This window comes from Engelhardtia mirabilis (assembly GCF_007748095.1).
Classification (GTDB): Bacteria; Planctomycetota; UBA1135; order UBA1135.
The window spans coordinates 1,738,846-1,753,710 of sequence record NZ_CP036287.1 but is presented as its reverse complement, the minus strand read 5'-3'; the positions used below and the strand labels follow the sequence as shown (position 1 = coordinate 1,753,710).

At 68.2% G+C, this 14,865-nt stretch carries 11 protein-coding genes and 1 pseudogene; 1 reads left to right on the top strand and 11 read right to left on the bottom strand.

Going from position 1 to position 14,865, the window contains the following annotated elements; genetic code table 11:
* Window positions 1-291: 291 nt before the first annotated feature.
* The 10 genes and pseudogenes from Pla133_RS06260 to Pla133_RS06220 all read right to left on the bottom strand — a co-directional run bounded on the left by Pla133_RS06260 (window position 292) and on the right by Pla133_RS06220 (window position 9,897).
* A complete protein-coding gene (locus Pla133_RS06260) occupies window positions 292-750 on the bottom strand; it encodes a helix-turn-helix domain-containing protein (RefSeq protein WP_145063575.1) in 459 nt (152 codons plus the stop codon).
* 256 nt (window positions 751-1,006) lie between these two features.
* A complete protein-coding gene (locus tag Pla133_RS26020) occupies window positions 1,007-3,151 on the bottom strand; it encodes an IgGFc-binding protein (protein ID WP_419192184.1) in 2,145 nt (714 codons plus the stop codon).
* 41 nt (window positions 3,152-3,192) lie between these two features.
* Window positions 3,193-3,945, bottom strand: a complete 753-nt coding sequence (locus Pla133_RS06250; RefSeq protein ID WP_145063574.1) for a hypothetical protein — start codon at window positions 3,943-3,945, stop codon at window positions 3,193-3,195.
* Window positions 3,945-6,947: a hypothetical protein gene (locus Pla133_RS06245; protein ID WP_145063573.1), complete on the bottom strand. Its 3,003-nt coding sequence runs from the start codon at window positions 6,945-6,947 to the stop codon at window positions 3,945-3,947. Before Pla133_RS06245 ends, Pla133_RS06250 begins: the two co-directional genes overlap by 1 nt.
* A gap of 729 nt (window positions 6,948-7,676) precedes the next feature.
* Window positions 7,677-8,000, bottom strand: a complete 324-nt coding sequence (locus Pla133_RS06240; RefSeq protein ID WP_419192475.1) for a transposase — start codon at window positions 7,998-8,000, stop codon at window positions 7,677-7,679.
* Window positions 7,980-8,075: pseudogene (locus Pla133_RS26015) on the bottom strand (IS3 family transposase); the annotation flags it as partial. The gene Pla133_RS06240 and the pseudogene Pla133_RS26015, both read right to left, overlap by 21 nt.
* A gap of 176 nt (window positions 8,076-8,251) precedes the next feature.
* The gene (tnpB, locus tag Pla133_RS06235; protein WP_145063572.1) at window positions 8,252-8,881 is read right to left on the bottom strand and encodes an IS66 family insertion sequence element accessory protein TnpB; all 630 of its coding nucleotides are present in this window, start codon (window positions 8,879-8,881) and stop codon (window positions 8,252-8,254) included.
* A complete protein-coding gene (locus tag Pla133_RS06230; protein ID WP_145063571.1) occupies window positions 8,875-9,198 on the bottom strand; it encodes a hypothetical protein in 324 nt (107 codons plus the stop codon). The genes tnpB and Pla133_RS06230 overlap by 7 nt, the downstream gene beginning before the upstream one ends.
* 63 nt (window positions 9,199-9,261) lie before the next feature.
* On the bottom strand, window positions 9,262-9,573 hold the full coding sequence (locus Pla133_RS26010) for a hypothetical protein (protein WP_419192183.1): 312 nt from the start codon (window positions 9,571-9,573) through the stop codon (window positions 9,262-9,264).
* A 141-nt stretch (window positions 9,574-9,714) separates the two neighbouring features.
* Window positions 9,715-9,897 (bottom strand): hypothetical protein, encoded by a 183-nt coding sequence (locus Pla133_RS06220; RefSeq protein WP_145063570.1) that lies wholly within the window; start codon window positions 9,895-9,897, stop codon window positions 9,715-9,717.
* Between the two features lie 656 nt (window positions 9,898-10,553).
* On the opposite strand from Pla133_RS06220, the gene Pla133_RS06215 reads away from it, so the two are divergent.
* On the top strand, window positions 10,554-13,799 hold the full coding sequence (locus tag Pla133_RS06215) for a protein kinase domain-containing protein (protein ID WP_419192182.1): 3,246 nt from the start codon (window positions 10,554-10,556) through the stop codon (window positions 13,797-13,799).
* Window positions 13,800-13,808: 9 nt separating this feature from the next.
* Here Pla133_RS06215 and Pla133_RS06210 read toward each other — a convergent pair whose 3' ends face one another.
* Window positions 13,809-14,369 carry an ECF-type sigma factor gene (locus tag Pla133_RS06210; RefSeq protein WP_419192181.1) on the bottom strand — a complete coding sequence of 187 codons (561 nt, stop codon included), beginning with the start codon at window positions 14,367-14,369 and terminating at the stop codon, window positions 13,809-13,811.
* Between the last annotated feature and the right edge of the window lie 496 nt (window positions 14,370-14,865).

The window sequence follows — 14,865 nt, the reverse complement described above, 5'->3', positions numbered from 1 at the left end:
CCGGGCATCCTCGGCATAGCTAATCCCGGCCCTCAGCTGGCTCCGAAGACTCGACCACTTCTCTACCAGACATCCGTCGGCAGCTCGGTCCATGGCCCGCCTCCGCCTCTCGAGCGCCTCTCGGCTCAGGTCGGGCCTGACCCTCAGCAGCGACCGAATCCACTCTTCGTGGATCTCATCGGTCCATCGCGCGCGGAAGAGCCCCGTGGCCCCGAGCTGCATCAGCAGATCGGTGACCGTCATTCGGTGCAGAACGCATGCGTCGAAGACGGCGGTGAAAGTGGACAAGGATCAATCGTCCAGCTGCAGCTCTTGCCCGATCGCAGACAGCTCGTCCAGGGCGGCTTTGCGCGCTGCCCGCTGGCGCTCGGCGTAGGCGGCCAGGTCCTGGTACCGCACTCGGCGATGGGTCCCCACTCGCCGGAACTCGATCTCTCCCTTCTCCAGCAGGCCGATCAAGAAGGGCCGGGAAACGCCAAGAAGGTCGGCGGACTGCTGAGTCGTCAGCTCGGCGTGGATCGGCACGATCGTGACGGCATTGCCCTTCGCCGTCTCGGTCAGCACCTGAAGGAGCAGCTCGACGATGTGGGACGACAGGGCGATCTCCTCGGCCTCACCGTCCTCCGCGAGCCGCATGCTCAGCTGCCGGCGCGACGGCGGCGCGAGCCTTCGGGTGAGGTCGCGAGCCAGGTTGATCTCCGCCTCGTCAGGGGGGCGGGCTGTCAGCTCAGGGGTGTCGTTGGAGACCATGATGCGTGCTCACTGAGGGGCTCAGGAACCGTATCGCCCAATCGAAGCAACCGCAACAGTCGAAGTCACCGAAATCCGGCTGGGGAGGTCGGCGCGGCCTCTCTACCGCCCCTCCCAGGGGCCATTCGGGGCTCCCCCGACCTGCGCCCCGCGCCCGCGCACCAGGGGGCAACCAGCGGCCGGCCGAGTATTCGGACAATACGGCCTCACGGGGCCCAGGGCGGGCTGAGTTATGCACCAACGCCGATCCTCGGCGCTACTTCACGTTCAGCGCCATCCCTCCCGGATAGCCGTAGGAGTCGTCGTTGTTGAAGCCATAGACGAAGATGCCAATCGGGAACTCGCTCGCGATGTCGTGGCTGCCGAGCGCGATTGAAACCTGTGCCCCCTGGAATGGCGTTGACGCGATGGGGACGAACAGACCGGCCTGGATCGGCGTTCCGTCGAGCAACACGCCGCCCGAGGCCGCCACGCTCGTCGGCGCAACGACGTTCACATAGTTCACGCTGAACCCCGACGCCGGGGTGCTAAAGACGTAGGAGTTCTGGTACTGGTCCGCTGGTGGGAGTGTCATCATGAACGGATCCCCCGGGTTGCCCCCGAAGGTCGAGCCTGTCGCGTACTGAGCGACCAGGATCGGAGCACTCGCGGTGATCTGGTTGGTTCCGCCCAGGTTTAGTTCGGCGAATTCGCCAGCGTCAAGCGTGAAAGACGCCGGCACGACCCCCGCGACTTCGACCGTCGTTCCGTCGGTGTCCGCCACGATGCGAAAGAAGTCGCCGTTCAGTCGCTGGGCGAGGTTGACCGTCAGCACCTCGTCGCCCCAGGTCGAGACAGGCGCGAGCATCTCGATCAGGTGGTCGCAAAAGTTGAAGCCGACCGGTATCTGGGCGCACGAGTGAGCACCGAGGACGCCGACCGGCTTGTCAGACTGGACCAGCGTACCCGTGGCGTCGCCGCTCGCACTGAGGAACTGGTACACCTGATCGGCGTCTAGCTCAATGTCGTACGGAACGCTCCCGGGATGTCCGTCCACTGCTGTCTTCGGCGTGACCGTCACCGTGGTCGCATTCTCGGTCGCAACGACGGCGAAGCCGGTCGCGTTCTGGGAGGAGCCCAAGGCGGCGTGGCTGACGATGCGGTAGCGCTGACCGAAGGTGTCGACCGGCAAGGCGGCGAACGCGTCGGTCGTGAACGCGATTCGGCTGAGCCCGTAGACGCACACGTCGTTCTCGGCGCTGACCAGCACCGCTCGGGCATCGACTCCGTCAGATTGGGTGCTCTGAGCGGTCGCCGGGAGGGTCACGGCGGTAACGTTGCCGGGGCTCACGGCGAAGGCCTCCTTGAAGCCGATCCCGGGGACGCGCACTTCCCCCGTCGTCGCCGTGTCTCCGGCGATGAAGACGGTCAAGGTCGGCGTTTCGATGAAGTTCCGCGGGAAGCAGAACGCGAAGTCTCTGCCCGACGAGTCGGCCATGATGACCGTAATGATGCCGGCATCGGTGAACTCTCCGGGCACCCCCTGGAGGTCGCCGGAGGCGCCGGAGAACGTTCCCTCGGGCGTCGAGACCGTTGCGATCACCGAGATCGGCGCGCCGTCGACGATCACGTTCGCGAGCTGGAAGCCCCCGTCCGACCCAACCGAGGCCATCGCGAGCTGCCCGGCGACGCGGACCTCCGCTCCCACCGCCGGCGAGCCGTCCTCGTACTCAACGAAGCCGACCACGGTCGTCAGCGACGCGGCCGGGGAGACGACGAGCTTGCGCACAGCCGTCGCCCCGCCGTTGATCGCGGTGATGAACGCCTCGCCCCCGCCGATGCCCATCACGTTGCCGTCGGAGTCGACCGTCGCGACATTCGGGTTCGAGGTCTTGTAGGCGGTCCATTCGGTCGATAGGGAGACGTCGACGACACTCCCGTCGGCCAGCGCGGCGTAGACTAAAGCCCGGGTGCCCTCGTCCACGGCGAGCGAGCTCGACTCGAGCGCCATGGAGAGGGAGACCGGCAACGGGGGCGGGTCACCCGTGAACGTCAGAGGGAAGACGGCGTACGCCTGGTTCTGCGCGATCTGGAAAAACTCGCTGAAGACGTACGTCGCCACTCCGTTGACGGTGCTGACGCCGGTCAGGCGGAGGAACTCGTCGCTTAGGAAGTCGGGTGCTGTCCCCGGCCCCCCCGCTCCGTACTCGTCCGCGGCGGAGACGTTCGGAATCTCGAACGTCCCGTCGGGGTTCACCTGCGCGGCTTGACCGTTCACGGTCAAGGTCCACGTCTCGTCGAGCTGTTGCGCCTCGAGCCCGCCCGGAGCGCCGAGCAGCGCGCCCACGAGCAGGAGCGCGAACGGCCCTCCTCGGCCGAACGCGCGGACCTCGGAGCACGGGATTCCCTGTACCTGCTGCATGTCGTCCTCTCCCAGGGGAGTGTGCCGGTCCATGGCCGAGGTCACCCTCCGCCCTCCTCGCTACTCGCAGGCGGGCGCGGGCCGCGCATGCAGGCGTTGGCCCACTCGAACCAATTTCGTCCGCTCTCCGTTGCGGTCCAAGCCTCGAAGTCCTCATCCTGCTCGTGCGAGCTGCCGCGCAGCCAGCTCAGGAACTCGCCGCCGAGCTCGCGGCGCATGTCGCCGTAAAAGCTCGACTGGACGACGTCGCCTGCGAAGCGGTGGAGGAAGTTGGCGTCGCGCGCGCGGAGGCGTCCGAGTTGCTCGTCGAGGTCGGGGCGGCCCGCGACGCCGAGCGACTGGATGCCGAAGCTCGTGAAGAAGTCGGGCGCGTAGTCGCGACGCCCCGATGTCCAGGTGCAGTGCGCCGCCCAGAACTCGGGATCGCTCATCGCCTGGACGCGCGCGTATGCGAGGTCGGAGTCCTGCGCCAGGGCGCCGAGACCGAGCACCGCCTCGATCAGGACCCCCTCCTGCTCGTTGTCGAGCGGGAGCCCTTCGTAGTCGTGGTCATGGAGCCCCTCGAGTTCCTCCAGCGCATCGGCACCGCCCTCATCGACGAGCGCCCAGACCCGTTCCGACGCCTCGGGGCCGCGGTGCTGGACGAGCAGGTCGACGAGCGAGCCTCCGTCGCGGGTCGCTGCATGTCTCCGCTCTCCCGCTCCGGCGCTGAACGCGACGTAGTAGGCGCCCGCCATGAGGACGGCAGCGCCGGCAGCGAGCAGGGCGCCTCGGGGAGCCGTCAGGGCAGCCATCAGAACGCCTCCATCTTCTTGCGCTCGTCGCGGTTGATCTCGTTGCGACCCGGGACGTTCGAGAAGTAGAGGATTGCCGGCTTCTGGTCGTCGGTCTCCGGACGGTGGCCGAGACCGGCGTTGTGACCCCACTCGTGTACCGTCGTGGCGGCCACGGCGATCTGGGTGAAAACAATCGACTTCCCGGGCTTCTTGGCCGACGCGGTAAACACCTTGCCCGGTCCGTTCTGGCCGGAGTTGACCTGTTTCAGGTTGGCGAAGGTGGCGGCGAGGAGCTGCGACTTCGCCGTCGAGTTGGGGATGTCGTTGTAGATAGGCAGCGTGTAATCGTACTGCTCCGCAGGGGGAAAAGTCCCGGCCGATTGGTCCGGGAAGGTCGCCTGCGCTGCCACGGTCAGCGTGAAGGACAGGTCGAGGCAGACGTCGTCGTCGAATCCCCCGTCCCCGGGTCCGTCGTCGTCGCCCTTGACCAGCGCAGCCCCCGAGTCGAAGAGAGACTGGAGGTCGTTCGGGCTCGCGAGGTTGGGGTGACGCGAGCGAGTGAATGCGACGACCTTGGTCGGTCTCTCGACCTCGACGGTTAGGTCGGCAGTGTCCATTGACGTGCCGCCGGGTCCCGTGTAGGTCACTTTGACCTTCACCGAGCCGGCGCTGGAGAACTCCGCCGTGTAGTTTGCTGTCGACGCTCCGCTGACCGCCGTGCCGCCGGACCACGACCACGTGCCGCCCGCGGGTGACCCTGTGGCCTTGAAGGTGACCTGGGTCGACGGACAGGTGTAGAGCGGGTTGGGAGCCGGATCGTCGATCTTGACCTTCACCGGCGTGTCGACATCGACCTTGACCGAGTCGGTCGCGGTCGCGCCGCTCTGACACGTGTACGTCACGGCCACCGTCCCCGAGCTCAGGAACTTGGTCTTGTAGGATGCGCCCGTCGTCGACCCGACCGCCGCCCCGCCCGTCCAGGCGTAGGTGCCCGGCGAGGGAAAGCCGGCGGCGGTAAAGGTGGACTCCGCATCGGCGGCGGCCGTGACCGTGTCCGGTCCCGAAATCTCGACATTGGGGACCACCACGCTCCCCGCGACCGAGTACGGAGGACAATTGCAGCCCCAACCAGAGACCTCGATGCCGGATCCGGGGTCGGTCTCGATGCACGAACCGTCGTCGTTCACCGACCCTGTGGCGACGATGTCGAACCGGCCAGTGCTGTGGTTGAAGCTGAGGAAGAAGGAGACCGCGCCTGGCGCGAGGCCGGAGATGTTCGGGTACGACACGCGCACCGGCGGATCGAACCGCGCCTCGGCGGGTTGGAGCGTCCAGGCGAAGGGCGGCGCGGCGCCGTCGCCCGGCTGCATCGGGATGTCGTCCGAGTGCACCTGGTTCAAAGACAGGGTGACGGGGCCTAGCTCGTCGGGCACCGTCCCGTCCGCCAGCGTCATCGATCCCGCGGTGACGAACATCCTCAAGCCGTCGATACCCTCGACGCCGAGTTCAACGTCCGCGAGGCCGTCGTAGACGACGTCATTTGCGGGGTCGAGACGAGGCAGGAGGATCGGACGCGGGAGCGAATTGACCGCTCCTGCGATGACGACCGGCTCGTACGCGAGCGCGGGGAAGCGAAGAAGCTCGGGGTCGATCGGCACGGTCCCCCCTTCCGTCGGGCCGCCGACCTCGGTCGCGGTTGAGCCGTCGATGTGGAGGTGGGCGAGGCCCGAGGACTGGAGGTCCGTGAATTCGAAGCAGCCTTCCTCGCTTGTCGTCGTGGTCTCCTCGGTCCCGTCGCTGAACTCGAGCATGCACGTAGCACCGAGGATCGGCTGCCCGGAGTTGTCGAGGACCTGGCCCTCGAAGCGGGTCTCGTCGGCGCCGCCCTCGACGCCGACGACGCCGAAGACCGCGGGCGTGGAGGAGCCCTCGATTGTCGCCGCCACGCGGTTGTTGCCCGGTTTTGGGCCCACGATGAGAGTCACCTGCGCGTGTCCCGTCGGCCCGGTCGTGACCGTAACCAAGGTCTGGTTGTACATTCCTCCCCCGGACACCAATCCGCCGCCCTGAGTCACCTTGAAAGTGACCGGCACGTCAGCGACGCCATTGCAGCCGTCGCTGACCCACGCGCGCAAGACTTCCGGAGCCGGACCGCCGACCTGAGTCACCTGCTCACTGCCGCTGCCCACGTTGACCTGGTCGGGCGGCGCGGCGAGAGCGGAGGCGCAGAAGTAGACCGTGCCGCTGACGTCCTTGCTCGTCACCGCCAGGCGGTTGTTGCCGCATCCGGCGTCCGAGCCGAGGCGCCAGTAGACCTCCGCGATTCCCGACGCATCACTCAAGACGCTCAATGCGGTCTTCCCCGGACCGTTCCCGTTGGGCGTGAGCTGTCCGTCGCTCTTTGTTACGGCGAAGCAGATGACCTTTCCGGCGAACGGGAGACCGTTTGCCCGCCGAACCTTCACGCGGATCGGCTCCGCGAGTAGCGTCTCGACCAAGCCACTCTGGTCGTCGCCCGAGAGCTTCTCGACCAGGTTGCCTGAGGGGGCCTCGTACTGGACCGTGATCTCCTTCTCGACCTCGTTCCCCACTGCGTCCACGGCCCGGACGACGATCTGGTTCGGCGCCCCGGCGACGAGTGGGAGCTTCTGGAACTCGAAGGTCGCATTAGTCCCGATGCCGACGTTCACGGCGGCGGGTTGACCGTTGACGAAGACGTCGAGCCCGAGGAAGCCGCTCAGGACGTCACTCACCCGGCCGCTGACGTTGGTCTTGGGCGCGGAGAGCACCTCCCCGTCGGCAGGGAAGTCGATGAACAGCTTGGGTGGCTGCCCGTCCTGCACGACCTCTAGGGCTACCGCGGGGCTCACGCCGCCGCCGGCGAACAGCTCGGTCACCACGAAGTGGTTAACGGCGTTGGCGTGTAGATCGACGACCACTTCAAAGGACTTGTCCGCAGCGGCGGCGACCTCCATAAGCGCGAGGCTGCTCTCGATCCGAATCGTGCTGCCCATCTTCAAGGCGACGCCCTTCACAGTCGCGGACGTGGCCGAGGTTGGCGAAGCCGTTTGGTCGAGGGTCGGGCCAGTCGTGGAGGAGGGCGGAGCCGCCGTTGCCTTCACAGAATTCCCCCCACCTTCGCAAGCGTAGAGAGCTGCGAGGGCGAGCAGACAGGCGAGCGCTATTACGGCGCGGCCGCCGTCGTGGGGTGTCGAAGCTGACATCGGAGGCTCCTTCGATCTGCAGGTGCGAGGTCGAGGAGGAATTGTGGATGAAATCGTCAAGGGCCGGGAACCGAGGTCCGAAGCTGCGGTCTCTGCCCGATAGCAACGGGATGCAGAGCAAGATCGAACAGGTCGCTCGAAGTGCTGTACTGGATAGGCCGTCAAGTTCGGCGGGCGGTCATACCCATAGATCTTCGTCAGATCCTGCCGGCGACGCCGCGGCGCTGGCGTCAGCGGCCCCGCCGAGGCGGGTAGACAGCTCGCTCGTCGCCGGCCACCACTTGCTGCACATGCACCATGGGCCATCTCACTGCTCGTCCCCTTTAACGCATGGGCGCCATGGCTGAGTCGGAATCGCTTGAAAAATTTTGGACCTCCCTCGATGCCGACCAGGCAACCCCGGACGCAGGGCCCTTTGGCGGAACCAAGGCGTCTACCAAGGGGGACCTGGCCTTGGCAAACTGCCCCAGTCGCGCCATTGAGACCGTACTGTCCGAATACTCGGCCGACGCTTCTGCGGCGGTCCTAACGGGTGAACTGGCAGCCCTGATCCGTGTTCATGATCTCGGGCCAGCTGCCCGCCGCTTCGCGAGCCGCCTCGAGCGCTTCGACACAGAAGTCCGTGTCCAGCGTGTTCGACATGCGCCAGGACAGCACAGCTCTGCTGTGCCAGTCCATGATCACTACGAGGTACACGAAGCCCCGAGCCATGGGGACGTAGGTGATGTCCGAGCACCAAACCTGGTTCGGACGCTCGATCGCCAGATCTCGAAGCAAGTACGGGTAGACGCGGTTCTCGGGCGATTTGACCGAAGTGCGCGGGCGGCGATAGGTCGCCCGGAGCCCCATCTCGCGCATCGCTCGCCTCACCCGGTCACGGCTCGCCACGATCCCTCTCCGCTCGAGCATCACGACCAGCCGCCTCGACCCGAAAACGGGTTACTCGAGATGCAGCTCGTCGATCGCCCGCCTCAGGATGAGGTCGTCCGCGCTCAGCCGACGCTCGCTCACCTCAATTCGGTTCCGATTGACCGAGACCAAGTCCGCCTGCCGGCGGATGCTGAGCTGGGAATGGCCTCGGTCGATGAGTTGCTTCCTCATCAGTCGATCCCCAGCTCCTTGGACCTTTCCGAGAGCCAGTCCCGCTCGATGATTACCTGGCCCAGCTTGCGCTCGAGCGCGGCGATTCGCCGCTTGTCGTCCACCGCCTCGTCCGAGCGAGCGTTCTTGCGCTCGAAGATCTCGCCGACCCGCTCGGCCAGCTCCTTCTTCCACTGCGACACCTGGACTGGGTGGATCTCGTTCTCGGCCGCGATCTGGTGCACCGGCTTGATGCCCTTGAGTGCCTCCATCGCGACTCGCGCCTTGAACTCGGCGCTGTGCGTCCTGCGTTTCCGCTTCATCTGGCTACTGATGCCCCTCCTCCTGGCACCCGCCAGCATAGCTTGGCCCGTGGCTCCGGTTGGCCAGACCGCTTCTGCGCTGTCGAAGACCTGGAAGCGACCACCCTCGAGTCGCTTCGAGAGCACCCAGTACCCCGAAGCCTCCCAGACCAGCGCCTTCATCATCGAGCGGCGCTTGTTGAAGAAGAGGAACAGGTGCCCCGATTGCGGGTCCTGATCCACGACGTCGATCACCGCTCCGCTGAGCCCGTCAAAGCTCTTTCGCATGTCCACCGGCGTGCGACACACGAAGATCCGCACCTGCGGTGAGGGCGGAAAGCTCAGCATGACCCGAGCACGCCGAGCAGGCGACGAAGCGCAACCTCGTCGAAGTCACGCCGCAGGCGCAGCGTCAGGCCCGAGGGCAGCACCAGCTCGATCAGGGTTGCGTCGGCGTACCTAGTTGCGGCCGGCTCCTCGAGCCGAAACTCGAAGAAGGGCTCCGGTCGCGGACGCATTGCCCGGCGACGTTCGGCCGCCCGAGCGTTGTAGAGGCTCCAGGGCTTCACTCCCTTGGAGCGGGCGAACGCGGCCAAGCTGACATCGGACCTGGAGTGCTCCTTCAGCAGCGCGAGTGCCTCCTCGGCCGGGACTGAACGGGGCACGGAGTTCGAGTTGGGGTTCATCCCGCGCAGCCTCCCGTCTCCCTTCGGACGCGCAAGATGGGCTCACCGGACACGTACGATCAAGAAGGGCCGGGAGACTCCAAGTAGGTCGGCGGACTGCTGGGTCGTCAGCTCGGCGTGGATCGGCACGATCGTGACCGCATTGCCCTTCGCCGTCTCGGTCAGCACCTGAAGGAGCAGCTCGACGATGTGGGGCGACAGGGCGATCTCCTCGGCTTCGCCGTCCTCCGCGAGCCACGTGCTCAGCTGCCGGCGCGACGGCGGCGCGAGCCTCCGGGTGAGTTCGCGAGCCAGGTTGATCCCAGCCTCGTCAGGGGGGCGGGCGGTCAGCTCAGGGGTGTCGTTGGAGACCATGATGCGTCCTCACTGAGGGGGCTGAGAAGGCGTGTCGTTCAATCGCAGCAACCGCAACAGTCGAATTCCCCGAAATCCGACTGGGGAGGTCGGCGCCCCCGTCTCCCGCTCCTCCCAGGGGCCACTCGGGGCTCCCCCGTCTTACGCACAGCGCCCGCGCACCAGGGGGCCACCAGCGTCCAGGTCGCTGACCGAGGCGGGCACCGCGGACAGGAGCTGGCGACGCAGCACCTGCGGCGCGCCGGTCCCGCGAGCGCTCGAGCCCTCGCGAGTTGGGCTGCTTGCAACTGCCTCCGCATGCCCCTCCAGGATGAGCGTGCGCACGGCAGGAGGCCTCGACGACCAGGACGCAGAGCACCAGGTCGGCCCAAGGCTCGCTCGCCACCATCGGCTCCCCGTTGTCAGCCAACGCCGTCCCGTCCGACGCAAGGTTTCGAATGGGCTCGGGAGCCAATGGCCGAGGCCGTGGACCCGACAATCAACTTGAGAATCGCTCTGCCTCGGGCCAGCCGACTCCTCCGACGCCGTGGCCATTCTTGACGGCGCGGTCGACGCAGCTCCGGGATCGGCCCCACCTCCACCGCGCCTCGCGAGAGTGAAACAGCGTGTTGCGCAGCGTCCAGCGCCCCATCGGCGACGTGAGCCACACCTGGCTCCAGATCTCCACGGCCGAGTGGGTCCACTGCGGCGTCAGTCGCCCATCGGTGCGGGCCTCCAGCTCGTCTGATCGAGGCTCGGCAGCGGAGACCTCGAGCAGCTTGGCAGCGTTGGAGACCTCCGCGTCCATCGCAGCGCGCCGGAGCCGACGCCTCGCCGGGCCCAGGCGCTTCCTCGAGATCCCGCAGGCCCCCCGCGCCATGCGGCGACGCGCGCGCCCTCGACGACTTGCGAGCGAGGGGCAAGGGGCTGATCCAAGCCGCGCGCTGCCATCGAAAGGCCTGCTGGTTGCCCTTAGGCAACGCGCCCATGATGATGGGACGATGGAAGCACGCCCCCGCCCCGATTGGACGCGCATCGAGCCGCTGCTCGAGCGCTGCCTCGGGCTGGCCGAGGCGGAGCGTGCGGCCTTCTTGCGGGCGGAGGCTCGGCCCGATGAGGCGCACGAAGTGCTGCGGCTGATCGCGATGGAGCGCCGGGCCGATGCGCAGGAGCGGCTCCTTCCGCCCACGGCGGAGGTGCTGGTGGGCGCGCTCGATAGCGTCGAGAGCGCAAGTCCGGGCACCTGCCTGGGGCCTTGGCGGCTGATCGAGCGCGTCGGTGAGGGCGGCATGGGCGTGGTGTGGCGCGGCGAGCGCGCGGACGGTGCGTTCTCGATGCGCGTGGCCGTCAAGCTGCTCAAGATCAGCCTCGGGCTCGCCGACCGCGAGCTGCGCTTCGACGCCGAGCTGCGCATCCTGGCCGCGCTCGAGCATCCGGGCATTGCACGGCTGCTCGACGGGGGGCGCTCGGAAGATGGCACGCGCTATCTGGTGCTGGAGTTCGTCGACGGCGACCCCATCGACACTTGGTGCGACAGGAGGCGCCTGGCGCTCGACGATAGAATCCGGCTCTTTCTGGGAGTGTGCGACGCGGTGCAGCACGCACACGAGCGCGGCGTGCTGCACCGCGACCTGAAGCCCGGCAACGTGCTGGTCGGCGCGGACGGTTCGCCGCGCCTGGTGGACTTCGGGATTGCCAAGGTCGTCGGCGAGGTGGGCCAGATCGAGGGGCTCGAGAGCCCCGGCGTGACCCGTACGGGCCAGCGACTGTACACGCCGCGCTATGCGAGCCCCGAGCAGGTGCGCGGGGAGCCCACGAGCGCCCCGGCGGATGTCTACTCGCTCGGGGTGCTGCTGTACGAGCTGCTCACTGGGTACGCGCCGTGTCCCGCGAAGGGCTCGTCGCAGTTCGCGCTCGAGCGAGCAACGCTGGAGGAGGATCCCGCGCGCCCGAGCACCGTGATCGAGGCGAGCGGGCACGACGAGCCGCCGTGGGTGGTGCGCGGCCTGCCCGACCGAAGATCACTGCGCGCTCGTCTCACCGGCGACCTCGACTGGATCCTGCTGGCGGCGCTGCGCAAGGAGCCTGACCGGCGCTACGCGACCGTGGGCGACTTCGCCGACGACCTCCGGCGCCACCTCGCGCGCGAACCGGTGGCCGCCCGGCCGGAGTCCCGCGTCTATCGTGCGCGTCGCTTCGTGGAGCGCCATCGCGGGCTGACGGCCGGCACGGCGGCGACGATCCTCGCGCTTGGCGCGGGCCTGCTGGTGGCGCTCGTGCTGTACCGCGATGCGCTCCGGGCGCGAGCGACCGAGGCGCGGACAGCCTACCGTGCGTCGCTCGTCGCGGCGGAGGGAGAGCTGCAGCGCAGCGCGGCGGGCGTGGCGGCTGCGGCCCTTGGCGACGCGTCGCCGGAGCTCCGCGGTTGGGAGTGGCGCCACCTCAGCACGCGCGCGGACCGCAGTCTGCACCGTTGGACGGGGATCGTCACCTCGGAGGTCTCGAGCGGCGTGGCGGTGTCCCCCGATGGCGCGCGCCTGGCCGTCGCTCTCGCACACGACCGTCTGGAGTGGATCGATCTCGAGTCCGGACGCCGCGAGGAAGCGCTCGAGCTGTCCGTCGCCGGCGGGGCCGCCTGGCGACCGGACGGCGGAGAGCTCGCGGTTGGGGGCCAGGGCCAAGTCTCGCTAGTGGATCCAGTGCGCCGCAGCGTCGTGGGGACCATCGCAGTGCCGGACACCCTGAGTGTGGACGTGGTCTACGCCCCCACCGAGCCGCACCTCGCTTGGGGCAGCTACGACGGGACGGTGGCGGTTCACGACCTCGAGCGCAACGTAGAGCTCGCGCGCTGGCAGGCCCACGGACGCGGTCAGCTCACGCTGCGCTACTCGCCGACCGGGCATCGCTTGGCCTCCGCGTCGTGGGACGGAGACGTCAAGGTCTGGGAAGCCGCCAGCGGACGGCATCTCGCAACGTTGCGCGGCCACGAGCGCTGGGTCACGGGGCTCGACTGGACCCAGGACGGCGAGCGGATCGCGACCTCTTCGCTCGACGGAACCGTGGGAGTGTGGGACGCGGACAGCGGCGCTCTGCTGGTGCGCGAACGGCTGCATCGGGGCGGCGTGAGCGACGTGGCTGTGCTACCCGGGGACACCGAGGCGATCAGCGTGGGCTACGGCGGCCAGGTTCTGCGCTGGATGCTCGACAGCGGCAAGCAAGTGACGAGCCTCATCGGCCACACAGGTCTGGTGCAGCATGTCGCTGTCGACGGGGTGCGTGGGCGACTCGTCACGGCTGGCACGGACGGCGTTCGGTGCTGGTCGCTGTTGGACGAGGACGTCCCCACGCGATCTTCGTGTGAGTACTCGAAGGCCTTGGTCCTTTCGCCGGACGGAACGGAGGTCGCCATCACCGGCGGGGACGGGAGGATTCGTCGTTGGACGAGCGCGGGCGAGCCGCTGGAGTGGTCCGACCTGCCGCCGTCGACCGGGGGTGCCGTGGGGCACCGCGCCACGCTGGGTTGGGGCGTGGACGGACTCGTCTCGCTGTCTCTCGAGCGCGACGCCTACGAGCTGCGTCGCGTCGAAGACGGAACCGCGTTGGCGCGCGTCGCCCGCTCTACGAATGCGGACCGAGCGATCGCCGTGGCGCCGGTGCCGGCGTCGCCGCTGCTGGCGGTGTTCGGCGCGGACGCGCTGCTCGTCGACTTGCGCAGCGGCCGGCGGACAGAGCTCGTCGACGAGGGGGGGCAAGCCCTGAGCACGTCGGGCGTCGTCGCCATGCGGCCTGACGGGGGCGAGCTCGCTGCATCGCGGTCGGGGCAGGTACTGCGCTGGAGCTTGCCGTCGGGAGCCTATCTCGGACAGTGGGAGGCCTGCCGCGATCGCGAGCACGGAGCCGTGACAGCGCTCGCGTACGAGCCCGGGAGCGGTCGGCTCGTAGCCGGCTGTAGCGACGGCTCGGCCGAGGGTTTCCTGGCGATCTGGGAGCCCGACACGGACGGACCGCCGAGTCGCGTGCCGATCGCGGCGCAGCTCCGCTCGCTCGCGTTTCATCCGCAGGAGCAGCGCCTCTTCGTCGGGCAGCAGAACGGCGACATTCGCGTTCTCGAGAGCCAGCGGCTCGAGACGCTGGTGCTGCTGCGCGGCCACTCTGGCCCTGTCGGCGCGCTGCGGTTCACGCCCGACGGCGACACCCTGGTCTCGTGCGGCGGCGAAGGCACGGTGCGCTTCTGGACCGCCGACTGATCCCCGCGTTCAGCTCTCGCCAAGCTCGCGCAGCAGCCAGATCCGCGCCATGCGCCAGTCGCGCTCGACGGTCGCTTCGGAGATCTCCAGTGCTCGCGCGACGTCGCGGATCGTGAGCCCGCCGAAGAAGCGCAGCTCGACGACCCGCGCCTGGCGTGCGTCGCGCTCCGCGAGGCTGCGCAGCGCGTCGTCCAGCTCGACGAGGTCGACGGAGCGCTCGTCGTAGATCTCGTACGCGTCTTCGATGGGCAGGCGCTTGCGATCGCCCCCGCGCTTGTCGCGGCCCTTCCGCCGCGCGTGGTCGACGAGCACGCTGCGCATCGCCCGTGCACCGAGCGCGAGGAAGTGCTCGCGGCTGGCGAAGGTGCGCGGCGCTCCCTCCGACTCCGATCCGCCAGGTCCCAAGAGCCGGAGCCACACGTCGTGCACCAGCGCAGTCGTCTGCAGCGTGTGCCCCGGCGCCTGCCGGCGCAGGCTGGCGCTCGCTAGGCCCTTGAGCTGAGCCGCGAGCACTTCGTAGAGCTGCGAATCGGTCCGCGTGTAGCCGTTGGTCGAATTCGGGAGAGTCACGGTCGGTCGAGCACCGGATGGGTCTGGGAGGGCACCGGATCCAGACATCCTAAGGCCTCTTCTTGCAGCGTGTTGTGGACCCCGCGCAGATTCGATTGAGGGAGCTACGGGCTCCATGACGGGGACCCCTCTGCGGAAGCGGAGGTGATCTGCCGGAAGGCGCGAGCGAAGCCTCGTCCCCGGTGGCGATGGAACTCGCGCCGAGGTCGACGCTCGAAGGCTGGCTACGCGCGCTCGGGAGCCCCGGATGCAGAGGCGGAGGACGAGAAGCCGCAGCTCTGCCGCGATCGTGCTGTGGCGAATGCGCAGTAGCGCAGGACCGGCACGCCTCCGGTCGGGAAGTCGATTCGTGTCCGTGACTCGGGCGAAGCCGCCGACTGCGGCCCGCCGCCGCAGCAAACAGTCTGCTCCGCAAGCCCCCTCGCGCCACGGGTTCGAGGCCGAGGGGCCGACCGCGTCACCAGGCGAGGCCACTTTCCGCCTTCCTATGCAGGCA

Excerpts from the sequence above, each read along its gene's own strand:
- Pla133_RS06260 (WP_145063575.1), bottom strand. The coding sequence starts at position 750 with ATGGTCTCCAACGACACCCCTGAGCTGACAGCCCGCCCCCCTGACGAG.
- Pla133_RS26020 (WP_419192184.1), bottom strand. The coding sequence starts at position 3,151 with ATGCAGCAGGTACAGGGAATCCCGTGCTCCGAGGTCCGCGCGTTCGGC.
- Pla133_RS06250 (WP_145063574.1), bottom strand. The coding sequence starts at position 3,945 with ATGGCTGCCCTGACGGCTCCCCGAGGCGCCCTGCTCGCTGCCGGCGCT.
- Pla133_RS06240 (WP_419192475.1), bottom strand. The coding sequence starts at position 8,000 with ATGGGGCTCCGGGCGACCTATCGCCGCCCGCGCACTTCGGTCAAATCG.
- tnpB (WP_145063572.1), bottom strand. The coding sequence starts at position 8,881 with ATGCTGAGCTTTCCGCCCTCACCGCAGGTGCGGATCTTCGTGTGTCGC.
- Pla133_RS26010 (WP_419192183.1), bottom strand. The coding sequence starts at position 9,573 with ATGGTCTCCAACGACACCCCTGAGCTGACCGCCCGCCCCCCTGACGAG.
- Pla133_RS06215 (WP_419192182.1), top strand. The coding sequence starts at position 10,554 with ATGGAAGCACGCCCCCGCCCCGATTGGACGCGCATCGAGCCGCTGCTC.